At 60.9% G+C, this 23,588-nt stretch carries 22 protein-coding genes; 9 read left to right on the top strand and 13 right to left on the bottom strand.

From position 1 onward, the window contains the following. Nucleotides 1–88: 88 nt before the first annotated feature. From AADW57_RS04535 to AADW57_RS04520, 4 genes are all read right to left on the bottom strand, one after another. Nucleotides 89–280, bottom strand: a complete 192-nt coding sequence (locus AADW57_RS04535; protein WP_341668866.1) for a YqaE/Pmp3 family membrane protein — start codon at nucleotides 278–280, stop codon at nucleotides 89–91. 127 nt (nucleotides 281–407) lie between these two features. Continuing rightward, nucleotides 408–1,394 carry a diaminopimelate dehydrogenase gene (locus tag AADW57_RS04530; protein ID WP_341668865.1) on the bottom strand — a complete coding sequence of 329 codons (987 nt, stop codon included), beginning with the start codon at nucleotides 1,392–1,394 and terminating at the stop codon, nucleotides 408–410. Nucleotides 1,395–1,461: 67 nt separating this feature from the next. Next, nucleotides 1,462–2,130, bottom strand: a complete 669-nt coding sequence (gene leuE / locus AADW57_RS04525) for a leucine efflux protein LeuE (protein WP_341668864.1) — start codon at nucleotides 2,128–2,130, stop codon at nucleotides 1,462–1,464. A 396-nt stretch (nucleotides 2,131–2,526) separates the two neighbouring features. After that, nucleotides 2,527–4,050 carry an acetyl-CoA hydrolase/transferase family protein gene (locus AADW57_RS04520; RefSeq protein WP_341668863.1) on the bottom strand — a complete coding sequence of 508 codons (1,524 nt, stop codon included), beginning with the start codon at nucleotides 4,048–4,050 and terminating at the stop codon, nucleotides 2,527–2,529. Between the two features lie 192 nt (nucleotides 4,051–4,242). Between AADW57_RS04520 and AADW57_RS04515 the strand changes: the two genes are divergently transcribed. Continuing rightward, the gene (locus AADW57_RS04515) at nucleotides 4,243–5,148 is read left to right on the top strand and encodes a LysR family transcriptional regulator (RefSeq protein ID WP_341668862.1); all 906 of its coding nucleotides are present in this window, start codon (nucleotides 4,243–4,245) and stop codon (nucleotides 5,146–5,148) included. Between the two features lie 588 nt (nucleotides 5,149–5,736). Here AADW57_RS04515 and ahpF read toward each other — a convergent pair. The 3 genes from ahpF to AADW57_RS04500 form a co-directional block, all read right to left on the bottom strand. Beyond that, nucleotides 5,737–7,329: an alkyl hydroperoxide reductase subunit F gene (gene ahpF / locus AADW57_RS04510; protein WP_341668861.1), complete on the bottom strand. Its 1,593-nt coding sequence runs from the start codon at nucleotides 7,327–7,329 to the stop codon at nucleotides 5,737–5,739. A gap of 108 nt (nucleotides 7,330–7,437) precedes the next feature. Beyond that, nucleotides 7,438–8,001: an alkyl hydroperoxide reductase subunit C gene (gene ahpC, locus AADW57_RS04505; RefSeq protein WP_341668860.1), complete on the bottom strand. Its 564-nt coding sequence runs from the start codon at nucleotides 7,999–8,001 to the stop codon at nucleotides 7,438–7,440. A gap of 213 nt (nucleotides 8,002–8,214) precedes the next feature. Next, the gene (locus AADW57_RS04500; protein ID WP_445819195.1) at nucleotides 8,215–9,618 is read right to left on the bottom strand and encodes an aminotransferase-like domain-containing protein; all 1,404 of its coding nucleotides are present in this window, start codon (nucleotides 9,616–9,618) and stop codon (nucleotides 8,215–8,217) included. A 162-nt stretch (nucleotides 9,619–9,780) separates the two neighbouring features. Here AADW57_RS04500 and AADW57_RS04495 point away from each other — a divergent pair, with 162 nt between their 5' ends. The 4 genes from AADW57_RS04495 to AADW57_RS04480 all read left to right on the top strand — a co-directional run bounded on the left by AADW57_RS04495 (nucleotide 9,781) and on the right by AADW57_RS04480 (nucleotide 13,806). Further along, nucleotides 9,781–10,665 carry a DMT family transporter gene (locus tag AADW57_RS04495; protein WP_341668858.1) on the top strand — a complete coding sequence of 295 codons (885 nt, stop codon included), beginning with the start codon at nucleotides 9,781–9,783 and terminating at the stop codon, nucleotides 10,663–10,665. 169 nt (nucleotides 10,666–10,834) lie between these two features. After that, nucleotides 10,835–11,581, top strand: a complete 747-nt coding sequence (locus tag AADW57_RS04490) for a phosphoadenylyl-sulfate reductase (protein ID WP_445819179.1) — start codon at nucleotides 10,835–10,837, stop codon at nucleotides 11,579–11,581. 9 nt (nucleotides 11,582–11,590) lie between these two features. Then, nucleotides 11,591–12,502 (top strand): sulfate adenylyltransferase subunit CysD, encoded by a 912-nt coding sequence (gene cysD / locus AADW57_RS04485; RefSeq protein WP_341668857.1) that lies wholly within the window; start codon nucleotides 11,591–11,593, stop codon nucleotides 12,500–12,502. Then, nucleotides 12,502–13,806 carry a sulfate adenylyltransferase subunit 1 gene (locus tag AADW57_RS04480; protein ID WP_341668856.1) on the top strand — a complete coding sequence of 435 codons (1,305 nt, stop codon included), beginning with the start codon at nucleotides 12,502–12,504 and terminating at the stop codon, nucleotides 13,804–13,806. Before cysD ends, AADW57_RS04480 begins: the two co-directional genes overlap by 1 nt. Here AADW57_RS04480 and AADW57_RS04475 read toward each other — a convergent pair. From AADW57_RS04475 to AADW57_RS04460, 4 genes are all read right to left on the bottom strand, one after another. Next, nucleotides 13,800–14,993 (bottom strand): acetate/propionate family kinase, encoded by a 1,194-nt coding sequence (locus tag AADW57_RS04475; RefSeq protein WP_341668855.1) that lies wholly within the window; start codon nucleotides 14,991–14,993, stop codon nucleotides 13,800–13,802. The genes AADW57_RS04480 and AADW57_RS04475 overlap by 7 nt on opposite strands. After that, nucleotides 14,990–15,982 carry a phosphate acetyltransferase gene (locus AADW57_RS04470; protein ID WP_341668854.1) on the bottom strand — a complete coding sequence of 331 codons (993 nt, stop codon included), beginning with the start codon at nucleotides 15,980–15,982 and terminating at the stop codon, nucleotides 14,990–14,992. Before AADW57_RS04470 ends, AADW57_RS04475 begins: the two co-directional genes overlap by 4 nt. A 92-nt stretch (nucleotides 15,983–16,074) precedes the next feature. Beyond that, the gene (locus AADW57_RS04465) at nucleotides 16,075–17,007 is read right to left on the bottom strand and encodes a LysR family transcriptional regulator (RefSeq protein ID WP_341668853.1); all 933 of its coding nucleotides are present in this window, start codon (nucleotides 17,005–17,007) and stop codon (nucleotides 16,075–16,077) included. 193 nt (nucleotides 17,008–17,200) lie between these two features. Then, nucleotides 17,201–17,668: a nuclear transport factor 2 family protein gene (locus AADW57_RS04460; RefSeq protein WP_341668852.1), complete on the bottom strand. Its 468-nt coding sequence runs from the start codon at nucleotides 17,666–17,668 to the stop codon at nucleotides 17,201–17,203. 91 nt (nucleotides 17,669–17,759) lie between these two features. Here AADW57_RS04460 and AADW57_RS04455 point away from each other — a divergent pair, with 91 nt between their 5' ends. Next, nucleotides 17,760–18,383: a TetR/AcrR family transcriptional regulator gene (locus AADW57_RS04455; protein ID WP_341668851.1), complete on the top strand. Its 624-nt coding sequence runs from the start codon at nucleotides 17,760–17,762 to the stop codon at nucleotides 18,381–18,383. On the opposite strand, the gene AADW57_RS04450 is transcribed toward AADW57_RS04455, so the two are convergent. Together AADW57_RS04450 and AADW57_RS04445 are read right to left on the bottom strand one after the other, a co-directional pair. Then, the gene (locus AADW57_RS04450) at nucleotides 18,307–18,798 is read right to left on the bottom strand and encodes an MgtC/SapB family protein (RefSeq protein WP_341668850.1); all 492 of its coding nucleotides are present in this window, start codon (nucleotides 18,796–18,798) and stop codon (nucleotides 18,307–18,309) included. The two genes, AADW57_RS04455 and AADW57_RS04450, sit on opposite strands and share 77 nt — an antisense overlap. Before the next feature lie 114 nt (nucleotides 18,799–18,912). Continuing rightward, the gene (locus AADW57_RS04445; protein ID WP_341668849.1) at nucleotides 18,913–19,833 is read right to left on the bottom strand and encodes a LysR family transcriptional regulator; all 921 of its coding nucleotides are present in this window, start codon (nucleotides 19,831–19,833) and stop codon (nucleotides 18,913–18,915) included. A gap of 98 nt (nucleotides 19,834–19,931) precedes the next feature. Between AADW57_RS04445 and AADW57_RS04440 the strand changes: the two genes are divergently transcribed. The 3 genes from AADW57_RS04440 (at nucleotide 19,932) to iaaH (ending at nucleotide 23,509) form a co-directional block, all read left to right on the top strand. Next, entirely contained in the window at nucleotides 19,932–20,633 is a 702-nt protein-coding gene (locus AADW57_RS04440; protein WP_341668848.1) for a pirin family protein, read from the top strand. Nucleotides 20,634–20,824: 191 nt separating this feature from the next. Next, nucleotides 20,825–21,973, top strand: coding sequence for a GGDEF domain-containing protein (locus tag AADW57_RS04435; protein ID WP_341668847.1), 1,149 nt, complete (start codon nucleotides 20,825–20,827; stop codon nucleotides 21,971–21,973). Between the two features lie 126 nt (nucleotides 21,974–22,099). Further along, nucleotides 22,100–23,509, top strand: coding sequence for an indoleacetamide hydrolase (iaaH, locus tag AADW57_RS04430; RefSeq protein ID WP_341668846.1), 1,410 nt, complete (start codon nucleotides 22,100–22,102; stop codon nucleotides 23,507–23,509). The last annotated feature ends 79 nt before the right edge of the window (nucleotides 23,510–23,588 follow it).

Raw genomic sequence — 23,588 nt, 5'->3', positions numbered from 1 at the left:
TCGGCAAAAAATGATAAAAGGCGTCTGTGCCGGCCGATTCTACCGGCTTGGGGCGCACAATACGAACAGGCATTACCCTAAGCAGGCATTAACGCTTGCCCAAGGCATTCTCGATTTTTTTATCGGTATTGTATTGGCTCAGGGCGTAAACAGCCCAAATAGCGGCCGGTATCCAGCCAATCAGGGTGATCTGCAAAATCAGGCAGACAATCCCGGCAAAGGGGCGACCAATGGTAAAGAAAGCCAGCCAGGGCAATAACAGGGCGATCAGCAAACGCATGCCAGAACTCTGAGAAATACGTGAAAGGCGATATTTTACTCTTTATTCACCCGGCTTACAGGCCTTGGCTTTACCCATCCGGCGAGGCAGCCCATCGGCACCGAGCCGACGGGCTGCCCAAAAGCTATTACAACAACTCTTTACGCAGTTCAGCGGGCGATTTGGGAGACAACAGGCCCGGAGCCACGTCAAACACCGTGCGCGCACCGATCTGGCCCTGTTGATTCAGGCGAGAGGCTGCGCGCGCATAGGCAACCAGCACGCTGGATGTAAATTCGGGATTACTGCCTAGATTCAGTGAATACTCCACCACCTGCTGCGTGCCCGAGCCGGACTGGCCGCTGCGGATGACAAAACCGCCATGCGGCATGGCCGAATGTTCGCGGGCCAACGTATCCGCATCGATAAAATGCACTTCGGTGTCGTAGTCGGCGAAATAATCCGGCATGGTCACAATGGACTGACGCACCGTATCGGCATCGGCCCCATCGGCCAACACCACGAAACACTGACGCTTATGTTTTTCGCGCGTGCTCAGGACAGGCTGTTCGCCATCGCGCACGCGTTGCACGGCCGCTTCGATCGGCAGGGTGTACTGCACGCCGCCGGCCACGCCCGCCACGCGACGGATGGCATCCGAATGGCCTTGGCTCAAGCCCTTGCCCCAGAATGTGTAGGTTTCGCCCACCGGCAAAACACATTCGCCGTACAGGCGATTGATGGAAAACAGGCCCGGGTCCCAACCGACAGCGATCAGGGCCGTATTGCCACCTGCCTGAGCCGCCTCGTCCACTGCCGCATGGTATTGGGGAATGCGGGCATGAGTATCGAAGCTGTCTACGGTATTGAACCAGCGGGCCAAAGCGGGGCCCTGCTCGGGCAGATCGTTCTTGGAGCCGCCGCACAGAATCAGCACATCGATGCTATCGCGGTGCTGCTCGATGGCATTGAGCGCATACACTGGCACGCAGGGGTTGTGCAACGTAACAGAAGCGGGGTCGCGGCGGGTAAATACACTGACCAGTTCCATGTCCTGGTTCTGGGCCAGCGCCAGTTCGACACCACGCCCCAGATTTCCATAACCTGCAATGCCGACACGGATTTTGCTACTCATAAGCGGTACATTCCTTTAACTGATGAAGAGAGGGATACGTTGCGCCGATTCCGCCGGCCACTCGCACCTAGTCGCTGATCATGCGGGCCGCAAAGCCCATGAACAACACACCCACAGACCCGTTACCCAATCGAGACAGACGCTGATGACGCCGGAACAGCCCGGCCAGCCGGTCGCCTCCGACAATCAGCAAAGACAAATAGCAAAAGCTGATGACTTGCACCACCAGGCCCAGCACCAAGAAAGCCAGGGCGGTATGGCCTGCGGCCGGGTCTACGAACTGGACGAAAAAAGACAGGAAAAACAAAATGGCTTTGGGATTGAGCAAGCTCAGGAACAAGGCCTTGCGAAAGCGCCCCTGCTGGCGTGTGCGGGTATCGATGGACTGTACCTGCCCGCCTTGCTGAAACGCCGACTGCAACAGGCGCACGCCCAGATACAACAGATAAGCCGCTCCTAACCAGCGTATGCCCGTATAGAACATGGGCAAGGTCTTGAGCAAAGAGGCCGCGCCCAGCGCAGTCAGGGTCATGAGGATGCCATCGCCCACCAACACGCCCAGCGCCGCCTTATACCCTTCGCGCACGCCGTGGCCTGCGCCGCTGGCCAGCACATAGAGCGAATTGGGGCCCGGCAGCAGCACGATAAACAAGGTGCCCACCACAAACGCCCAGAAATTGACGATCCCGATCTGTTCAAGCACATTGGCCTCGCTTTGCGCGCAACGACCAAACATTTTAACGCTAAAAAAAGCCTTGGTGCCTGGAGGCCTGAAGGCCACTCTTTACATCAAGGCTTCGGTACGCACAGCGCAAAAAGCATCCCGGCTTCTTTGGAAGGCCAAGGGAATGGACCGGCTTGGCTGGCTCCTTCGCCCGCGCTATGCGCGGGTTCCCTGGTCAGGATAGTGGCGCGCCGCGCCGGCAAGCCGTCAGCCCCGTCCGATCGGCCTGCGCCTTGAACGGCGTCTTCAAAAAGCCTGTTCCTCATCGATCTGGTAAGTTGGCGCCCGGCATTCATTGAAGAACCAAAAAAATGCCCCTGGCACGGGTGGCATGCCAGGGGCGATCAGGTCAGTCAGATAGCTGCGCCGCGGCGGACTGACTCGCTACGGCGCATCCAGACCTGATCACTACGCAGTGACCGCCTCCTGGGCGGAACACTGCTCCTGACGCATGCTGCCCTGTTGCTGATATCGGGCGTGCCAGGACAAAGCTTCTTCCAGAATGTGCGGCGTATGACCGCCGCGCTGCTCGGCGCGTTCAACGTAATCGAGCAAGGCAGCGCGATAATCGGGATGCGCGCAATGCTGGATGACCACGCGGGTCCGTTCGCGCGGGGCCAGGCCGCGCAGGTCGGCCAGCCCCCATTCGGACACCAGCACGGCCACGTCATGCTCCGTATGGTCCACATGCGACACCATAGGCACGACGCTGGAAATGGCACCATCTTTAGCCACGGATTTGCTGACGAAAATGGACAGATGCGCATTGCGGGCAAAATCACCCGAGCCGCCGATGCCGTTCATCATGTGCGTGCCGCAAACGTGGGTGGAGTTCACATTGCCGTAGATATCAAACTCCATCGCCGTGTTGATAGCAATAATTCCCAGGCGACGCACCAGCTCCGGATGATTGCTGATTTCCTGCGGACGCAGTACCACTTTATCGCGGTAGCGGTCCAGCCCTTCCAGAAACTGCGTCGTCTTGGCCGCCGACAAGGTCACCGACGAGGCCGAGGCAAAGCGCAACTGGCCCGAGTCCAGCAAGGCGATGGCGCTGTCCTGCAAGACTTCCGAATACATGGTCAGGTCGTGGAAAGGCGAATCCACCAAACCGTGGGTCACCGCATTGGCAATCGTGCCTATGCCGACCTGCAAAGGCAGTAACGAGTTGCTCAGGCGGCCCGCGGCGACTTCCGCTTTCAGAAATTCGATGATGTGGCCGGCAATGGCCTGCGTTTCTGCGTCCGGCGGCAGCGCGCTTGATGGGCTATCGAGCGCGTCGGTAATGACAATGCCCACGATGCGGGCTGGATCGACCTGGATGGCCGTCTCACCCAGACGCTGATCGACGTGGGTCAACGGAATAGGTTCGCGGTTGGGGCGTGCCTGCGGAACATAAATATCGTGCAACCCTTCCAGCTCGACCGGCATGCTCAGGTTCAGCTCGACAATGATCTGCTGTGCCTGTTGGGCAAAGCTGGCCGAATTGCCCACCGATGTCGTGGGCACAATAGCACCGCTCTCGGTGATGGCGACCGCTTCGATCACGGCGATATCGATAGCCGGCAAATTGCCACAGCGCAGCTGCTCCACCGTCTGGGACAAATGCTGGTCGGTGAACAGGACCTTGCCTTGATTGATATGGCGGCGCAGCACGGCATCAACCTGGAATGGCATACGCTTGGCCAGCACGCCCGCCTCGGCCATCAGACCATCGCTGTCGTTGCCCAGCGATGCGCCGGTGACCACGTTCAGCTTGAGCGGCTCGCTCTGGGCTCGCTGGGCCAAGGCACGCGGCATGGCCTTACAGTCCCCGGCGCGGGTAAAACCACTCATGCCCACATTCATGCCGTCTTGAAAGAAGGCTGCCGCCTCCTGGGCCGTCATAACCTTGTCTTCCAAACCGGGATAACGGATGCGATCCTTGAACATCGTATGCTCCTGTCTCGATATCATGATTGCCCATCGCTGCTGTCGGGGAGCCGCTGGCCGACAACGCCGGGCGGGTCTCCACGCCAGGCAAGGGGCGTTTATGTTTTTTGAACAGCGCCAGCATAGCATCGCCAGAATGAATAAAATAACTGCCATGGAGTCGTAAAATTCATAGCAATAATGGGGGAGAAAATGGACGTCAGATCACTGCGCTACTTCATAGAAACCGTTAGGCATCAAAGCTTTACCCAAGCAGCACAAAGCCTGAACGTGACCCAGTCCACCGTCAGCAAAATGGTTCGGCAACTGGAGGACGAGCTGGGCGAGGCACTGCTGATCCGCGATCACCGCCACTTGCAACTGACCGACTGCGGCAAGGTCGTCATGGAACGCGGTCAGGAAGTGCTGCACAGCGTGCAGCGGCTATTGCGGGAAGTGCATGAAGTCCAGGCGCTGCAGCGCGGCAAGCTGGAGCTGGGCATGCCGCCCATGATCAATGTCTTGTTTACCGAAGTGCTCAAGACTTTCAAAGCCCGCCACCCCCAGATCGAACTGATTCTGCACGAAGAAACCGGCATGGGCGTGGAGCGCATGGTGGCAGCAGGCACGGTGGAAATGGGCCTGAGCATCCTGCCCCTGGGCCCGGAACTGAATCTGTCGGCCACGCCGGTGGCCCGCCACGAGGTCTGGGCCATAGGTCGGAAAAACAGCTTTCGCTATGCACAAGGAAAGGTCAAGCTGGAAGAACTGGAACGCCATCCGCTGATCTTTCTAAGCGATGACTTCGCCCTGACCCGCATGCTGCGCCGTGCTTTTGCGCACGCCGGACTGCAACCGAACATCGCCGCCCAAAGCGGACAATGGGATTGGGTCGCTTCCATGGCGCAAGCCGGCATGGGCATTGCCCTGCTGCCCCAACCTTTTCTGTCGCGCCTGGAGCCGGGCGACTGGGTAGCCGCCCAGGTCGTGGAGCCTGCCTTGAACTGGGAAGTAGCCCTGCTGTGGAACGGTCGCTACCTATCGCAAGCCGCCAAGGCCTGGCTACAGGTCTGCGCGCAGGTGCTGGGCGGGCGCTGGCCCGAACTGGACACGGAATAACACCCGATCCGAACCGCCGCAGGCCGTTGCTGCGGCCATGAAAAAAGTTCTTCGCTAAATACCGGGGATTCCTTCGTAAAGCTTGGGCCGTTTGAGCCAAGCAGAGAGAGCCTCGGGTTCTCGCCAGGCTGGCCTTAGCGGGTCGGCTTGGCTAGGTCCTTCGCCCGCGCTGCGTGCAGGTTCCCTGGTCAGGATACCGGGGCGGGCGGAGCGTGAACTCGCAGGGTGATTCGTCCACTGGACGAATCACACGCGTCCTGCTCGAACAGCACGCCCCTTGCCTCCCGCCTGCGGCGAAGGCCCTGACTCGCCCGCCGACCTGCTAAGGCCAGCCTGGCGAGAACAGCACCGCTGTGCTCGACCCAAACGGCGGGATGTCCGCGTACGCCGTACAGGGTATCAGTCATCCGCAGCACTTCTTGTTTGACATGAAGGCCAATAGCCGAGGCTATGTCATCGATATTTTGAGCCATTCAAGGCGCAGCACGCTCCTCATCGAGCGGGTAAATTAGCTCCCGGAATGCTTCGAAGAACCATGAAAAAGCCACCCCCGCAGGGGTGGCTCCCAATCAGTCCTACCAATCGCAATCAGGCCGTAGCGCTTTCCTCGGCCACTTCCTGCACGTCGGCCGAATTGCGGATCAGATAATCGAACGCGCTAAGTGATGCCTTGGCACCTTCGCCCGCGGCGATGATGATCTGCTTGTACGGCACCGTGGTCACGTCACCCGCCGCAAACACACCGGCCAGAGACGTTGCGCCGCGCACATCCACCTCGATCTCGCCGTGCCGCGACAAGGCCACTTCGCTGCCCTTGAGCCATTCGGTGTTAGGCACCAGGCCGATCTGCACGAACACGCCATCCAGATCCAGCGTGTGCGATTGCTGGCCCTGACGATCCAGATAGCGCAGACCCACGACTTTGGCGCCATCGCCCAGCACTTCGGTGGTCTGCGCCTGGGTGATGATCTTGACGTTGGGCAGACTGCGCAGCTTGCGTTGCAAAACTTCGTCCGCCCGCAACTGTTCGCCGAACTCGATCAGCGTGACATGGCGCACCAGACCGGCCAGATCAATCGCCGCTTCCACACCGGAGTTCCCGCCGCCGACCACGGCCACATCCTTGCCTTTGAACAAAGGACCATCGCAGTGCGGGCAATACGCCACGCCGCGGTTGCGGTATTCCTGTTCGCCCGGCACGTTCAGTTCACGCCAGCGCGCGCCGGTGGCCAGAATGACGGACTTGGCTTTCAATTGACCGCCGCCGTCCACATCGACCAGGATCTGCCGACCCTCGCGGCGGATGCCGGCGGCACGATGCAGATTCATGATATCGACATCGTACGCCTTGACGTGCTGCTCCAGCGCGGCCGCAAACTTGGGGCCTTCGGTCTCGACCACCGAGATATAGTTCTCGATGGACATGGTGTCCAGCACCTGGCCGCCGAAACGCTCGGCCAGCACGCCGGTGCGTATGCCCTTGCGGGCCGCATAAATAGCCGCTGCCGCGCCGGCAGGACCACCGCCCACAACCAGCACATCGTATTCGTCTTTGGCATCCAGCGCCTGGGCGCGGGCCTCGGTATCCCCGGCATCCAACTTGGCCAGCAGTTCTTCGGCGCTGGCACGGCCCTGGTGAAACAGTTCGCCGTTCAAAAACACCGCCGGCACAGACAAGATGTTGCGCTCTTGCACCTCTTGCTGGAACAGGGCGCCATCAATGGCCACGTGCTTGATGCGCGGGTTGATGACCGCCATCGCGTTCAAGGCCTGCACCACATCGGGGCAGTTCTGGCACGACAGCGAAAAATAGGTTTCAAAGACAAAGTCGCCCGGCAGATTGCGGATCTGCTCGATGACGGCCTCGTCCAGCTTGACCGCATGGCCACCCACTTGCAGCAGGGCCAGGATCAAGGAGGTAAATTCGTGCCCCATGGGAATGCCGGCAAAGCTCACGCTGATGTCGGTTCCGGGACGATTGATCATAAAGGAAGGCTTGCGCGCTTGCGCATCCGCGTCCTCGCGATAGCTGGTCTTGTCGGACAGGCTATCGATTTCCTGCAGCAACTCGCGCAGCTCGACGGACTTGGCATCCACATCCAGCGACGCAACGATCTCGATCGGTTGGGTGATCTTTTCGAGATAAGCCTTCAATTGAGTTTTGATGTTTGCATCTAACATGAGAAACGCCTTTTTAATCCTGTACTGAACAAAACACGAGGGGTGCCCGCACCGCAGCCGGGCACCGGACGAAGGCGCGCCGCGCCTTCGCCAAAGACCGCAAGGGTCTTAGATCTTGCCGATCAGATCCAGGGAAGGAGTCAGCGTCTTGGCACCTTCTTCCCACTTGGCTGGGCACACTTCACCGGGGTGAGCGGCGATGTACTGGGCAGCCTTGACCTTGCGCAGCAGTTCGGACGCGTCGCGGCCGATGCCGTTGTCGTGAATTTCCAGAACCTTGATTTCGCCGGCAGGGTTGACCACGAAAGTGCCGCGCAGCGCGATGCCTTCTTCTTCGATCAGCACGTCGAAGTTACGCGACAGTTGATGGGTTGGGTCGGCCAGCATGGGGTAGTTCACTTTGCCGATGGCCTCGGACGTATCGTGCCATGCTTTGTGAGCGAAGTGCGTGTCGGTGGACACGGAGTAGATTTCCACGCCCAGCTTCTGGAACTCGGCGTAGTTGTTGGCCAGGTCTTCCAGCTCGGTTGGGCACACAAAGGTGAAATCGGCTGGGTAGAAAACAAACACGGACCATTTGCCGGCAATGCTCTCGTTGCTGACGTCGACAAATTTGCCAGCGTGATATGCAGTAGCTTTGAAAGGTTTGATAACGGTGTTGATCAAAGACATGTTAGCTCCAGTTAGCGGTTAACGAGTGACAGTAAGGACATTATAGGAAGCCTCAATCGATTAGTGAAATTGATTAATACAATTGCATCGATTGTGAATACCTATCAAGAAGAGCGCAAAAGCTGTTTTCTGCGCTCAGCACCCACTATGCTAACAGAGCAGGGTGACAGTGCAACTACAAAAGAAATCAATATAAAGCCGCTGCGCAGCGCGTTAATCCTGAACCTGCCGGACATGCGACAGACAGGACGCCAAGGCCTGCCAAAATGCATCGTCGTGACCCACCGCCACATTGATGCGCATATACGTAGAAGGCTGCTGCTCGGGCGAGAACAGCGCCCCCGGCACGACCAGGTGCCCCGGCCTGCCCAGCGCGCGCACCAACTCCTCGGTATCCACCCCGGTATCTATCCAGACAAACATGCCCGCCTGGGGCGGCGCATCCGGCCACAGGCCCAATTGCGCCAAGCGCTCCAGCGTGCGCTGACGCGCCCCATCGGCATGACGGCGCAGACGATCCAGATGCTTGCGGTACGGACCGTCGACCAGCAGCCGGTGCGTGACCCGTTCGCTCAGCTCGGGCGTAGTCAAACCCGCGAGCATCTTCAAATTGACCAATGCCTGCAATAAGGCTGGCGAGGCCGCCATATAGGCCAGGCGCAGGCCTGCAGCCAGTACCTTGGAATATCCCCCAACCAGCGTGACCCGGTTCAGTTGATCCAGTTGTGCCAGTCGGCATGGCGGATGGGCATGCAATTCGCTGTAGGTGTCGTCCTCGATAATATGAAAATCCCAGGTCTGGGCGAGCGTCAGAATTGCATGCGCCACCGCCGGGCTCAGGCCAAAGCCGGTGGGGTTATGCACAACGGTGTTCAAGATGACCAGGCGCGGACGGTGTTCGCGGGCCAACTGTTCCAACACGGCCACATCCGGCCCATCGACGCGCCGGGGCACACTGAGCACGCGCACATCCACCACCGCTAGCCGGGCAAACAGCAAATACCACGCCGGATCTTCCACGACGACCGAATCGCCTGGACGCAGCCAGTGGCGCAGCAACAGATCCAGCGCATGGGTAGCACCGCTGCACAACAAAAGCTGGGTATCGGCATCGGCCTGTATGCCATAGTCCTCCAACTGCCCGGCAATATGCTGGCGCAAAGGCCGGTAGCCATGCGAATGCCCGTAGCCCAGCAGCGCCGAACCGGCCGTGCGGCTGACCTGCCGCACGGCGGCCAACACCATGTCATTGTCCAGCCACTGCGCGGGGATGCCCGGGCTGTCGCTCTGGCCCATAAAGCTGTTGAGCATCCAGTTCACATCGATCTTGCGCGGCGCTTCGCTATCGGTCCGCAAGGACTCCGAACGCAAGCGGCGCGGCGCACGCACACGCACAAAAAACCCGGCCCCAGGCCTGGACTCCACCAGCCCCAGCGCCATCAGCCTATCGTACGCCGCCACCACGGTATGCGTGCTGACACCGGCGGACTGCGCCATGCGGCGCACCGAAGGCAGGCGACTGCCGCCCCGATAACGCACACGCAATGCCTGCTGCACCCAGCCCACCAACTGTTCGCTGAGCGTGACATCCGAGCCCCGCACTGGTTGCCAATCCATCCATTCCATTATGCTGACTCCTATGCTCCGCCTTGGACTGTAGCGGTGTACTGACCAGTACAGCCGGACCCAGTGATTGATCAACTGTAGCGCAACTGTATCGCTTATTTATTTTAAGCTCGAAGCGGTAAACAACGCCTAACTTTTTCTCTGGTGACACCTATGAGCCGCAGCACGACGTTCGCCCCGCCCGCCCCCGCCCTGCTTCCTTATGTCTACGCTTTTATAGGCGTGTTGGTTTTCGCCTTTACTCTGCCCATGACGCGCGTCGCGGTACAAAGCTTCGACCCCTGGCTGATCGGCATGGGGCGTGCTTCCATAGGCGGCCTGTGCGCCGCGCTGATCCTGCTTGCTACCCGCAGCCGCCGCCCTACGGCCACGGAATGGCGCGGCATTGCCCTGTCCTGTACCGGCGTCATCGTAGGCTGGCCGGTTTTCTCCTCGATCGGCATGCAGACAGTCCCGGCCTCGCACGGAGCCGTGCTGACCGGTCTGATTCCCCTGGCCACCGCCATCCTGAGCGCCGCCCGCAACGGCGAATCCCTGAGCCGTCGCTTCTGGCTGCTGAGCCTGTTGGGGGCCATGCTGGTCTTGCTGTATGCATTCTATATAGGCGAAGGGGCCTTGCAGGCCGGCGACCTTTGGCTTGCCCTGGCGGTCTTTATGTCCGGACTGGGCTATGTTGAAGGCGGGCGCGTGGCACGCACGCTGGGTGGCTGGCGCACCATCTGCTGGTGTCTTGCGGCCAGCCTGCCCCTGACGATTCCTGCCACCCTCTGGTTGGCGCTTCCCATGCAGCAGCCCCCCTCCACCCAGGCCGTCATGGCCCTGCTGTATCTGGCGATTTTCTCCTCGCTGCTGGGCTTTTTTCCCTGGTACAAAGCAATGACGATGGGGGGCGTGGCACGCATCGGTCAGGTTCAACTGGTCCAGCCGTTTCTGACCATCCTGATTTCCGCCCTTTGGCTGGGTGAGCAAGTAAGCCTGCTGACCTGGCTTAGCTGCGTGCTCATCATCGCCATCATCGCCGCCAGCCGGCGTGCCTGAGCAGGCGGCTAAATAGAACAGAAGCATAACCACCTAACGAATAGTTCGTTCCCCTGCAGGGCCGGCACCCGCACACTTACTCATAAGTTTATAAATACTGTGATGCGACAGCCCGGCCCTAGTCTGTTCGAATGCCCTGTCCGGCCGGCGCCGCCACAGCCTGACGGGAATGTCGACTGTGCCTTCTTACGCCCCTGCCATCACCGCCCTGACCGCCCGCCCGCTGGCGCTCTGGAAGCAATTGCGCGACGACCTGATCGGCATCGCTCGCACCCATCCCGATGCCGTTCTGGCTTCCTCGCTGGCCGCCGAGGACATGGTGGTCTTTCATGCCATGTCCATCTACGCGCCCGACCTGCAGACCCTGACCCTGGACACCGGCCGCCTGCATGCGCAGACCGTACAGATGGCCGACACCATACGCCAGTACTATCAGCGCGAAATTCACTTCTTTCGCCCCAATCCGGAACGCATCCAGACCCATGTGCAACAGCACGGCACCCATGCTTTCTACGACAGCGTGGCGCTGCGCAAAGAATGCTGCCAGATCCGCAAGGTAGAACCGTTGCGCCGCGCTCTGGCCGGCCGTTCGGCCTGGATCACCGGCCAGCGTCGCGAACAATCCGCCAGTCGTAACGAGCTGGCCCGCGCTGAATACGACGCCGCCTTCGGACTACAAAAATTCAACCCCCTGACCGACTGGACGCACGACGATGTCTGGGCCGTGATCCGAGGCCTGGGCATCCCGTACAACCCCCTGCACGACCAGGGCTACCCGTCCATAGGCTGCGAGCCCTGTACCCGCGCCATCCGTCCCGGCGAAGACCTACGTGCCGGCCGCTGGTGGTGGGAGCAGCGCGACAGTCTCGAATGCGGCCTGCACGCGGGCAATCTGCACGATAAGACCAATACCTAAAGGAACATCATGGGCGAACCACTTGCCACCCGAACCCACCTTGACTGGCTGGAGGCCGAAGCCATCTTCATCCTGCGGGAAATCGCTGCCGAGGCACAAAAACCCGTACTGCTGTTTTCCGGCGGCAAAGACTCCGCCGTGCTGCTGCGTCTGGCCGAAAAGGCCTTTGCGCCCGGCACCCTGCCCTTTCCGCTGCTGCACGTGGATACGGGCCACAACTACCCGGAAGTCATCGCCTTTCGCGACCAGCGCGCCGCCGAACTGGATGCGCAACTGATCGTGCGTCAGGTACAGGACTCCATCGAACGCGGCACGGTGGTACTGCGTCACGAGCATGCCAGCCGCAATGGCGCGCAGGCCGTGACGCTGCTGGAAGCGATCGAGGAATTCGGCTTTGATGCCTGCTTTGGCGGCGCACGGCGGGACGAAGAAAAAGCCCGCGCCAAAGAACGAATCGTGTCCTTTCGGGACGAATTCGGCCAATGGGACCCCAAGGCCCAGCGCCCCGAACTCTGGCATCTGTTCAATACCCGCATCCACAAAGGCGAGAATCTACGCGTCTTTCCCATTTCCAACTGGACCGAACTGGATGTGTGGCAATACATACAGCGCGAACAGATCGCCTTGCCCTCCATCTACTACACCCATTCGCGCGAAGTCGTCGAGCGCAATGGCTTGATTGTGCCCATCACCCCACTCACGCCCTTGCAAGAAGGCGAAACCTCCACCTGGCGCGATGTGCGCTTTCGTACTGTGGGCGATATTTCCTGCACCTGCCCGGTACTGTCCACGGCGGCCACCGCCCAGGACATCATCGCCGAAACGGCGCTGGCCACCATTACCGAGCGCGGTGCCACCCGCATGGATGACCAGACCTCGGAAGCTTCCATGGAACACCGCAAGAAACAAGGATATTTCTGATGAACGCAGTCAATGAATCGTGGCTTCAGGCCGCCGATCAAGGCGTGCTGCGCCTGATTACGGCCGGTTCCGTGGACGACGGCAAATCTACCCTGATCGGCCGCCTGCTGGTAGACAGCCAAGGCGTGTTCGCCGACCAGATCGCCGCCATACAACGCTCCAAATACAAACGCGGCGACGATGCCGAACCCGATCTAGCCCTGTTGACCGATGGCCTGGAAGCGGAACGCGAACAAGGCATCACCATCGATGTGGCGTACCGCTACTTCGCCACGCCCAAGCGCAAGTTCATCGTGGCCGACACCCCCGGCCACGAACAGTACACCCGCAACATGATTACCGGCGCGTCCACCGCGCAGGCAGCCATCATCCTGATCGATGCCAGCCGCGCCCGCGATGGCCAACTGCTGACCCAGACCAAGCGTCACAGCACCGTCGCCCGCCTGCTGGGGCTGCGGCACATTGTGGTGGCGGTCAACAAAATGGATCTGGTGGATTGGGACCAACATGTCTTTGACCGCATCCACGCCGCCTACCGTGAACTGGCCGAGCACCTGGGCATCGACCAGTTCCACATTATTCCGCTGTCCGCCCTGAAAGGCGAAAACATTACCCGGCGCACCGAACACGCGCCCTGGTACACCGGCCTGCCCCTGCTGCCGCTGCTGGAATCACTCAGCCTGGACGACACGCGCGCCAAGCCGGCCCGCCTGTTCGTGCAATGGGTAATCCGCCACGGCGGCAGTCGCGTGGATGGTTTCCGAGGCTATGCCGGTCAGTTGGACGGCGGCCGCCTGAACGTAGGCGATACGATCGCTGTCTGGCCCTCGGCCCAGACAGCAGTCATTACCGGCCTGTATCGCGCCGGGCAGGAGCAAACCCAGGTCAGCGACGGCGACGCCGTCACGCTGGTTCTGGATCGGGAGCTGGATATCTCGCGCGGCGATCTGCTGACCCTGGCCGACGAAGCCGTGACACCGCGCAAAAGCTTCGAGGCCGAGCTGTGCTGGCTGGACGAACAGCCGTTAAGCACGTCGCGCTCGTACTGGCTCAAGCAAGGCACTCGTATCACCCAGGCCAAAGTGCGTGCCGTGCATGCGCTGCGCGATGTACACAGCTTGCAAGAACAGCAGGCTGACGGCACCTTGACGCTGAACGACATAGGCCGGGTCAGCATCGCCAGCCGCGATCCCCTGGTGTTGGACAACTACCAGGACCACGCCGGGACAGGAGCTTTCATCCTGATCGACGCGGGCACCAACCAGACGGTGGCCGCCGGGCTGGTGCACGGCACCACCTACTGAACCGGCACGGAACGCACCAGGGCCAGGGACTGTTCGGCAATGACGCGTTCCTCGTTAGTCGGTATGACCAGCACCTTGACCGCGCTGGCATCGGTGGAAATCACGGTCTGACCCGCTTGGTTGCGGGCCGGATCAATTTCCACGCCCAGCCAGGCCAGATGCCGTGCAATGCCGGCCCGCGCCGCGGGACTGTGCTCCCCTATGCCGGCGGTAAACACCAGTGTATCCAGCCCCTGCAAGGATACGCATAGCCCGGCCAGGCACTCGGCGGCGCGATAGCAGAAGTAGTCAATGGCCAGGGTCGCGCGCGGGTCGTCCGACTGCTCCAGCACCCGCATGTCGGCGCTGATGCCCGACAGCCCTTTCAAGCCGGACTCGGTATAGAGCAGCGACTGAATGGCATCGTGATCCATGCCCTGCTCCATCATCCACAACACCACGCCGGCATCGAGCCTGCCGGGACGGGTACCCATAGGAACGCCGTCCAATGCCGTAAAGCCCATTGTCGTCTCCACACTGCGGCCTTGGTGCAAGGCGCAGGCCGACGCCCCCGAACCCAGATGCGCCACCAGCACCCGCCCTTGGGCCTGCTGCGGCCAGTGCTGCTGCAAGTGCTGGGCAATATAGTGGTAGGACAGGCCATGGAAACCATAGCGGCGCACGCCTTGCCCGTACAGATGCTCGGGCAAGGCAAAACGCTGCACATACGGCGCATGTCCCTGATGAAAGGCCGTGTCCAGACACGCCACCTGGAAGATTTCCGGCCAGCGCTCGAAAATGACACGCACCGGTGCCAGATTATTCTGCTGATGCAACGGTGCCAATGGCGAAAGGCTGTCCAGATACTCCAGCACCTGCGGGGTCAGCGGCAGACTGCGGCCGTAGCGCGGCCCGCCATGCACGATACGGTGCCCGACGGCGATGGGTTCGCGATCCAGTCGTTCCAGCAACCAATCGGTCACCAGTGCCTGCGCGCCATGCAGATCCGGTGCCTGAGCGGCCGCCAGCGTCCGGCGCTCCAAAAGCTGACCTTGCGCATCCGCCACCTTGAAAGCCGGCGCATCCCCGCCTATGCCGGAGACTTGCCCACCATAGTCAAAAACCAGTTGCTCGTTCTGGTCCACCGCATACATGTGGAACTTCAGGCTGGAGCTGCCTGCATTGACCACCAGAATCAGATCGCTCATGCCCTGGCCTCCGCCGCCGTGCGGCGTGCCAGATGCCCGGCGTAAATACCCGCCACGGCGCACGATGCCAGACGCGTCTGCGCACTGTCGGCCCGACTGGTCAGAATAATGGGCACGCGCGCGCCCATCACGATGCCGGCGGCCTGCGCCCCCGACAAAAAAGTCAGGTTCTTGGCCAGCATATTGCCGGACTCCAGATCCGGGGTAACCACAATCTGCGCCTGCCCGGCCACCGGCGACACAATGCCCTTGATGCGGGCCGCCTCGGGGCTGATGGCATTGTCCAGCGCCAGCGGGCCATCCAGCACGCCGCCGGTAATTTGCCCTCGATCAGCCATTTTGCATAAAGCCGCCGCCTCCAACGTGGACGGAATCTTCTCGGTGACTTGTTCCACCGCCGACAACAAAGCCACGCGCGGCTCCCCCAGCCCCAGACCGTGGTGCAGATCGATGGCGTTCTGAACAATATCGGCCTTGGTGGCCAGGTCAGGAAAAATATTGATGGCCGCATCCGTAATAAAAAGCGGATACGGATAGCGTGGCACATCCATGATAAAGACGTGGCTCAGCCGCCGCCCCGTGCGCAGGCCCTTGCCCTGGGTACACAACACGGCATGAATCAATTCGTCGGTATGCAGACTGCCCTTCATCAGCAATTGGGCACGACCGGCCAGCACTTCGCACACCGCCGTTTCAGCCGACGCATGGCTGTGCGGCGTATCGATCAGGGTAATGCCGTCCAGACTGAAGCCTTGTTCGGCCGCCACCGCCTGCAAACGGGCTTGCGGCCCGACCAGCACAATGTCGAACAGCCCCTGATCCCGTGCCTGCAAGGCTGCGCCCAGGGACACATCGTCGCAGGGATGGGCAACCACGCAGACGCGGCGCGGCTCCTGCCGGGCCAGCTCGATCAGACGAAGATAATGACGGGACGCCGGGTCACTGTCGGCAACGCAAGGCACAGGGTCCTGACCAGCTTGGCGAATCATGGTGTTGGTCTCCGAAAGGATGAACGAAACGCAACCTAACACTACACCAGTTTTCAAGCTTGCTGTCCTTGATCGGGGACAGTCAAACGTCTTTACCCGCCCCTGTGCTCGACCAGTTGTTCGCGCAGCCAATCCAACAGGCGCGCTTCGCGGCTGTCAGGCAGAAACTCTTGCGAGGTCAGCAGGCTGTAACGCGACCCGTCGGCAATGAAACCTGCCGGGGCCACCAACAGACCGGTGCGCAAATCGTCCTTGACCAGATGCCTTGGTCCGATGGCCACGCCATGCCCGGCCGCCGCCGCCTGCAGGCTGAAATAAAAATGCTCGAAAATCTGCTGCGGACCGCTACCGGCCTTCTGTCCGGTCAGGGTGAACCAGTCGTCCCAGGCATGCAGGCGGCTCTGTGTCGCCAGGCGCGGTGCCTGCGCACGCAAACGCCACTGTCCACCCTGCTGCTCAAAGTACGTCTGGACTTTCTCCGGGCTGCAGACCAGCCCGATTTCCTCATCAAACAAATCGCTGATGTAAGCATGATCCGGGCACTCGAAGTCCTGGCGTCGCAAGGCCAGATCAATCCCGCTGGTAAAGCTGAATGCGCCACCACCGGCGACCAGTAGAACTTGATCGCTAGGGTAACGGCGCTGAAAATCGGGCCAGCGCGGCAGCAACCAGCGCATCAGCAAAGTCGGTTCGCACGACAACACAAGCGGCAGGGCCTGCTCGTCGCGGATAATATCGCGGCCGGCCTGGTCGATCAGGCCCAGCCCTTGCTGAACTGCTTTTTGCAATCTGCGCCCGGCCTGGGTCAAAAACACACGACGGTTGCGCCGCTCGAACAGGCTCAGGCCCAGTTCTTCCTCCAGCCCACGTATGGCCCGGCTGACGGCACCGTGCGTCAGATTGAAGCGATTGGCCGCCAGGCTGAAACTTTCCAGTTGGGCGGCCTGCTCAAAATAGCGTAAAGCCATTAATGAACCGGGCTTAAAGCCCTTGAAGCGTTCTTTGCGTATCGGGTTCGAATCCATGCGTCTCCTGCGCTGTTCAAGAGGTCGCGCCGATCACAGGAAAGGGCGCGGGGCGTCAGCCCATAGTACGCGCCTTGCCTCTTTGCTTTTGCCTATCGCTTCCAGAGCGACCACAGACCGTCCACTGCGCGATACCCGACTATGGCCCCCGGCATGCGCGCCGCAGCAGGCACGCATGTCGGATCAACAGCCGCTACAGCCCCAGCTCCGTCAAGCCCGGATGATCGTCGGGACGACGGCCCAGTGGCCAGTGAAACTTGCGCTCGGACGCATCAATGGCCAGATCGTTGATGCTGGCATGACGCACTGCCATGTAGCCTTGCGCGTCGAATTCCCAGTTCTCGTTGCCATAACTGCGCCACCACTGTCCCTGCGCGTCCTGCCATTCGTAGGCAAAACGCACCGCGATGCGGTTGCCATGCCAGGCCCAGATCTCTTTGATCAGGCGGTATTCCCGCTCTTTTTGCCATTTCCCCTGCAAAAAGGCCTGCACTTGCGCCCGTCCGCGCGGAAAATCGCTGCGGTTACGCCAACGCGTATCTTCCGTATAGGCTTGGGCGACCCGAAATGGATCACGACTGTTCCAGGCATCCTCCGCGGCACGAACCTTCTGCCGAGCCGTCTCCAGACTGAACGGCGGCAATGGGGGGCGGCTTTCCATGACGATCTCCTTGTCAAATTAAGTAGACAGGTCTGTCTACCCAAAAAAGAGTATATGATGTAGACAGACCTGTCTACATCTGCCATTCCACATGCCTGAACTTGCTCCCGTCCCTTTGGACAGCCTGCCCCCCCGTGAACGCATTCTGCGCACCGCCCACGATCTGTTCTATGCCCAAGGCACGCATGCCGTCGGCGTGGATCTGATCATCGCCCGGTCGCGCGTCAGCAAGGTCACGTTCTACCGCCAGTTTCCGAGCAAGCACGCCCTGATCCTGGCATACCTGACGCTACGCCACGAAGTCTGGATGGATTGGTTCGACCAACGCCTGACACAGGCCCGCCACGGACAGTTAGCGGCCGATAGGCTGGCGGACACCTTGCTGGAATGGTTCACGGAACATCATTACCGGGGCTGCGCGTTTATCAACAGCGCCTGTGAATCTGCTCCCCTGCAAGCAGATATCCAGGCATTGGTGCAACAACACAAACGGGCCATGACAGAGCGCATCGCCCGCTTGGTCGGGCCAGAACAAGCGGGGGTGGCCGACATGCTTGGCCTGCTAGTGGATGGTGCCATCGTACACGCCCAATTCGAGGCCAACCCAGCGCAAACAGCACATACGCTGCGCCGCGCCCTTAGCGTTTTGCTTGCTCGAGCTTGCGCTCCCAACGACGCAGCCCCGCCAGCACAAACCAAGCAAACACCGCACTGAGCACGGCCGTTGCTTCGCGCCCCATGCCGGCCGCCACACCGATGGCGGCGGTCAGCCAGATACCCGCTGCAGTCGTCAGACCACGCACTTCCTGTTCATTGCTGGATTTCAGAATCGCACCGGCCCCCAAAAAACCGATGCCCTGAATAACACCTTGAAGCACACGGCTCATGTCGCCGATCTCCATTCCTCCCTGAGCCGGCACCAGCACAAACAACGCCGCTCCCAAGGCCACCAGCATATGCGTGCGCAACCCTGCGTCCTTGCCACTGCGCTCGCGCTCCCACCCCAACAACGCCCCCAGCAGCATCGCCAGGCTCAGGCGCAAAATGATGCGCAGAACCTCGCCGACATTAGGAATGTCGCTGAACTCGGACAGCACTGTCCCCCACAATTGCGCCCCAATGGATTCCATAGTCCCCCCCTCTGTCCGGCATCCGCCGTCTGGGCAAAATCTATCCAATCCGTGAAGAATCGTAAACGCACATTGCGTAACTTGCGTATCAAGTCCTTAATGCCACCGCAACCATCACTCCGGCACCGCACTGGCCCAGGGAGCGCGTTCAAACTGCAAAACCAGATACTCAATCAGTGCCTGCACCCGCGCGGGTCTGGACCGGCCCGGAGGCGTCACGATATGCAGCGCAATCGGCGCAATCGGCCAATCCGGCAAAACCGTCTCCAGTTGCCCCAGCCGCAACGCCTCCCACACCAGAAACTCGGGTTGCAATGCCAGGCCCAGTCCCGCCAACAAGGACGGCATCAATGCCTCGGCATTGTTCACTTGCAAAGCACAAGGCACATCCTGGGCAAAACGCTGTTCGTCACGCTGGAAATGCCAGGCGCTGCCGCCGCGCTCGTAGGCATAACGCAGACTGCGGTGCGCGGCCAGATCGCTCGGATGCCGAGGCCGTCCATACCGCTCCAGATAGATCGGCGCAGCCACCAGCAATAGCCGCACGCCGCATAGGCTGCGCGCCAGCAAACTGGAATCGGCCAGAGACGAAATGCGCAAAGCCACATCAAACCCCTGCTCAACAATGTCTGCCTGGGCATCATCCAGGTGCACATCCAGCAACACGCCCGGATGCGCCTGCATAAAAGCCGGCAACACCGGAGCCAGATGCGAGATGCCGAACGACATGGGTGCCGCCACCTTGATACGCCCCTGCAATTGCGTCACCTGCTCACATGCCAAGGCCTGGGCGGCCTGTCCCGCCGCCAAGACAGCCTGGGCATGCTCCAGACTGGCCTGCCCGGTCGCCGTCAAAGACAAACGACGGGAAGTGCGATGGAACAGCGAAACCTGCAACTGTTTTTCCAGTCGGGCAATCGCTTTGGAAACCGTGGGCTGAGACACGCCCAGCGCCTGGGCAGCCTGAGCGAATGACCCAGTTTCCGCCACTGTGGCAAATATGGCCCACGCTTGAAGATCGGGCAGATTATTCATGAATTTATTGGAATGAATGCTATTCCATTCATTCTATTTCATTACCTTTGGGATAGACATAAGATAAACCCATCGCATCCCTTTCAAAGGACATCACCATGATCGAACGCAGACCCTTTGCCGAGCTGGGCGGTGCCAACCACGGCTGGCTGGACGCCAAACATCATTTTTCTTTTGCCAACTACTACGACCCACACCGCATGGAATGGGGCGCGCTGCGCGTCTGGAACGACGACACCATTGCCGCCGGAACCGGCTTCCCGCCCCACGGCCACGCGGACATGGAGATCATCACCTACGTGCGCGAAGGAGCCATTACCCACCAGGACAGCCTGGGCAACCAAGGTCGCACCGAAGCAGGCGATGTGCAGGTCATGAGCGCCGGCAGCGGCATACGCCACTCTGAATACAATATGGAGCCCGTTACCACGCGGATCTTCCAGATCTGGATTCAGCCCGACCGCCGTGGCGAAGCGCCGTCCTGGGGGTCCAAGCCTTTTCCGAAAGGAAACCACAGCGGCCAGTTCATCGCTCTGGCCAGCGGCTTTGAGCACGACCACGACGCCCTGCCCATCCGCACGCAGGCACGCGTGCTGGGCGCAACACTGAAAACCGGCCAGACCGCAACACTGGCACTACCCGAAGGCCACCTGGCCTATCTGGTACCCGCCCGTGGCCGGGTCAGCGTCAACGGCGTGGAATTGGACGCCCGCGACGGTGCCGCCATCCGTGACGAACGCTCGCTCAGCGTCACGGCGCTGGACGATGCCGAGCTTGTGCTGGTACAGACCGCGCGCTGATTCGAGCTAGGCCTTATCTAAAGGCGAAGCACTGCATGCCACGAAAGAATCGACATGCAACTTCGCTTTTTTTTACGCCTGATCACTAAACCGAGCAAAAAACACATGCGATAGTCGGTAAATTCAGGCAAGATTGTTACAATTACAACCTATCCATCTGCGCACGTCGCGTTGCGGCGCCTGGCTCACCCGTGATCTCCTCGCCCAGCCAGTACTTCGTTCTGATCGTTCCCGCCTGTTCAGCATTGCTGGGCATTGTCATGCTCACATGCTGGACCCGGCTGCGTTCGCATCGCTACCTGCTCTGGATTTCCACAGGCTATCTGGTCACGGCGCTGCCCTTGAGCATGCACAGCCTGTTAGACAATACCGAGCTGGCGCGCTGGTCCGTTCCCTTATCGGCACTTTATATGGGCGGCGTCATGAGCATGGCGCACGGCGTAGCCCTGCGCTTTGACAGCCGCATATCCTTTGCGCTGGGCGGCCTGATCCTGGCCGCAACCCTGGGCATCCTGTATTACTTTTCCCATGTGGTCGACAATCTGTGGGTACGCATGTATTGCCTGAACGCCGGCCTGGCATTCATCATCGCATTGCCCGCAAAGGCCGTGTTGTTCGGGCGCAAGCCCCGCATTCCGTTGGCGTCGATTTTGCGGGGCTCGTATATTGTCGTGCTGGCGTACGCGATTGCACGCGTCTTTGCGCTGGCAGCGCTGATTCCCCACGACCCACAGATCGAGCTGACCCGTTCGGGCTTCTGGTTGTTGATGCTGGCCGTCAATATGTTCATCAGCATCTGGCTGGCTCTGACCATCCTGGCCAGCACGGCCATGTCCATCGTGCAAGTCCTGGACAACGAGCGCAGCCACGACCCGCTGACGCGCCTGCTAAACCGTCGCGCCTTTTTTGAACAAGCCCCCCGGCATCTGCGTAAATTGGGCTCCCCAGGCTGGGCCGTGCTGGTGTGCGACATCGATCACTTCAAAGCCATCAACGACACCTGGGGGCACGCCACCGGCGACCAGGCCCTGCAGGCCGTGGGCGAACTGCTGCTGCGCCAGGCGCGCCAGGACGACCTGGTTGCCCGTTTTGGCGGCGAAGAGTTTGTTCTGCTGATACGCTGCGCCGACCTGCTGACGGCCCGCCAAACCGCCGAACGCCTACGCGCCAGCCTGGCCGATCTGTACATCGACGGTCTGAGCACACCGCTGACAGCCAGCTTCGGCCTGGCACTGCTGCCGCCGGATGGCGATCTGGACAAGGCCATCCATCAGGCCGATACCCTGCTCTATCAGGCCAAACACGCCGGACGCAATCAGGTGGCGTGGGCCCGGGACTGAGCGCGCATCCCCAATCTTGCGGATACCGTCGCCCGTTTTTTTCTTTTATCGTCAAGCGCAGGAACTGGCCCTACGGGGTCAGAGACATAAAGAATCAGGGCTGCCAACGCAGCCTACGGAGACATCATGACACTGACGGAATCGACCGCCACCGAACTGCTGGCCGGCCTGCAGCAAGGCCAGTTCAGCGCCCTTGAACTGGCCGATGCGCTGCTGACCCAATCCGAAAAAATGGTCACCCTGGGCGGACTGGCCCATCTGGACCCCGCTCTATTCAGACAACAAGCGGCAGAATCGGACCAGCGCCGCGCGCGCGGTCAGGCAGGGCTGCTGGAGGGCATCCCTCTGGCCCTGAAAGACAATCTGAACACGGCCGACATGCCCACCACGTCGGGCACAGGAGCCTTGCAGCACCGCATCCCACCCCGTGATGCCCAGATTGTGACCCGCCTGCGCCATGCCGGTGCCGTCCTGCCCGCCAAAGCCGTCATGCACGAACTGGCCTTTGGCATCACCACCAACAACGCCACCACCGGCCCGGCCCGCAATCCCTACGACCCCAGCCGCATCCCCGGCGGCTCGTCCGGCGGCACCGCCACCGTGGTCGCGGCCCGGCAATTTCCGGCCGGCATAGGCACGGACACAGGCGCATCGGTGCGTCTGCCCGCCGCCCTGTGCGGGCTATACGGCTTTCGCCCCACCGTGGGCCGCTATCCCGGCCAAGGTATCGTGCCCCTGTCCCATACCCGCGACACGCCCGGTCCCATGACGCGCAGTCTGGCCGACATACTGCTGCTGGATGCGGTCATGGCCGCACGGCCCGCCGCCCCCGCTACGCCTGCGCCGGCGCTGAACGAAATGCGCCTGGGCGTGCCCCGCACGACTTTCTGGAAGAATCTGGACAGCGGTACCGCCATCCTGTGCGAACAGATGCTGGAGCGTTTGCAAAACGCCGGCGTCACCTTGGTGAACGTGGATCTGAACCCCGTGCTGGAGATCAATAGTAAAGTCGGCATGCCCATTGTGCTGTACGAGGCCATACACGAACTGCCCGTCTACCTACAGGAAAACGGCTACGACATCGGTCTGGACGAACTGATGCAAGGCATCAACAGCCCCGATGTCAAAGCCATCTTCGAGTCCATTACCGGCGCGCACGCCATCCCCAAAGCGGTCTACCAGGAAGCGTTGAACGTACACCGCCCCGCCCTGCAGCGCGCCTACGCCGATCTACTGGCCCAATCGCACCTGGACGGACTGATTTTCCCGACCAGTCCGCTGACGGCACGCCCCATAGGCCAAGACGAAACAGTGAGCTTGAACGGCAGGCAGGTGGCCACCTTCCCAACCTACATTGCCCACACCGACCTAGGTTCGAACTTGGGCGCACCCGGCATCTCCTTGCCCATCGGCCTGGCAGAAGGCTTGCCGGTAGGACTGGAAATCGAAGCCGCCATCGGCGCGGACGATCACCTGCTGGCGCTGTGCCGCGCTTTGGACCCCTTGCTGCCTCCTACGGCGGCTCCCCGGCTGTAAGCCCAAGAGGCGTTCGGATATGCCCTTGTCCACGTATGCTTGAAGCGTGCGCCACCCGGCATCACGGCAGGTGGCATTT

The sequence above is a fragment of the Alcaligenes sp. SDU_A2 genome, assembly GCF_038237375.1.
In the GTDB taxonomy this organism is placed as follows: Bacteria; Pseudomonadota; Gammaproteobacteria; order Burkholderiales; family Burkholderiaceae_B; genus Alcaligenes.
Note: the sequence above shows the minus strand (reverse complement) of the source record. Positions and strands in the feature narration are given on the sequence as shown.

Excerpts from the sequence above, each read along its gene's own strand:
- AADW57_RS04455 (WP_341668851.1), top strand. The coding sequence starts at position 17,760 with ATGCCTGAACTTGCTCCCGTCCCTTTGGACAGCCTGCCCCCCCGTGAA.
- AADW57_RS04450 (WP_341668850.1), bottom strand. The coding sequence starts at position 18,798 with ATGGAATCCATTGGGGCGCAATTGTGGGGGACAGTGCTGTCCGAGTTC.
- AADW57_RS04500 (WP_445819195.1), bottom strand. The coding sequence starts at position 9,618 with ATGGATTGGCAACCAGTGCGGGGCTCGGATGTCACGCTCAGCGAACAG.
- AADW57_RS04490 (WP_445819179.1), top strand. The coding sequence starts at position 10,835 with ATGTCGACTGTGCCTTCTTACGCCCCTGCCATCACCGCCCTGACCGCC.
- AADW57_RS04475 (WP_341668855.1), bottom strand. The coding sequence starts at position 14,993 with ATGAGCGATCTGATTCTGGTGGTCAATGCAGGCAGCTCCAGCCTGAAG.
- iaaH (WP_341668846.1), top strand. The coding sequence starts at position 22,100 with ATGACACTGACGGAATCGACCGCCACCGAACTGCTGGCCGGCCTGCAG.
- cysD (WP_341668857.1), top strand. The coding sequence starts at position 11,591 with ATGGGCGAACCACTTGCCACCCGAACCCACCTTGACTGGCTGGAGGCC.
- AADW57_RS04495 (WP_341668858.1), top strand. The coding sequence starts at position 9,781 with ATGAGCCGCAGCACGACGTTCGCCCCGCCCGCCCCCGCCCTGCTTCCT.
- AADW57_RS04460 (WP_341668852.1), bottom strand. The coding sequence starts at position 17,668 with ATGGAAAGCCGCCCCCCATTGCCGCCGTTCAGTCTGGAGACGGCTCGG.
- AADW57_RS04515 (WP_341668862.1), top strand. The coding sequence starts at position 4,243 with ATGGACGTCAGATCACTGCGCTACTTCATAGAAACCGTTAGGCATCAA.
- AADW57_RS04520 (WP_341668863.1), bottom strand. The coding sequence starts at position 4,050 with ATGTTCAAGGATCGCATCCGTTATCCCGGTTTGGAAGACAAGGTTATG.
- AADW57_RS04530 (WP_341668865.1), bottom strand. The coding sequence starts at position 1,394 with ATGAGTAGCAAAATCCGTGTCGGCATTGCAGGTTATGGAAATCTGGGG.
- leuE (WP_341668864.1), bottom strand. The coding sequence starts at position 2,130 with ATGTTTGGTCGTTGCGCGCAAAGCGAGGCCAATGTGCTTGAACAGATC.
- AADW57_RS04480 (WP_341668856.1), top strand. The coding sequence starts at position 12,502 with ATGAACGCAGTCAATGAATCGTGGCTTCAGGCCGCCGATCAAGGCGTG.
- AADW57_RS04440 (WP_341668848.1), top strand. The coding sequence starts at position 19,932 with ATGATCGAACGCAGACCCTTTGCCGAGCTGGGCGGTGCCAACCACGGC.
- AADW57_RS04535 (WP_341668866.1), bottom strand. The coding sequence starts at position 280 with ATGCGTTTGCTGATCGCCCTGTTATTGCCCTGGCTGGCTTTCTTTACC.
- ahpC (WP_341668860.1), bottom strand. The coding sequence starts at position 8,001 with ATGTCTTTGATCAACACCGTTATCAAACCTTTCAAAGCTACTGCATAT.
- AADW57_RS04465 (WP_341668853.1), bottom strand. The coding sequence starts at position 17,007 with ATGGATTCGAACCCGATACGCAAAGAACGCTTCAAGGGCTTTAAGCCC.
- AADW57_RS04470 (WP_341668854.1), bottom strand. The coding sequence starts at position 15,982 with ATGATTCGCCAAGCTGGTCAGGACCCTGTGCCTTGCGTTGCCGACAGT.
- AADW57_RS04445 (WP_341668849.1), bottom strand. The coding sequence starts at position 19,833 with ATGAATAATCTGCCCGATCTTCAAGCGTGGGCCATATTTGCCACAGTG.
- ahpF (WP_341668861.1), bottom strand. The coding sequence starts at position 7,329 with ATGTTAGATGCAAACATCAAAACTCAATTGAAGGCTTATCTCGAAAAG.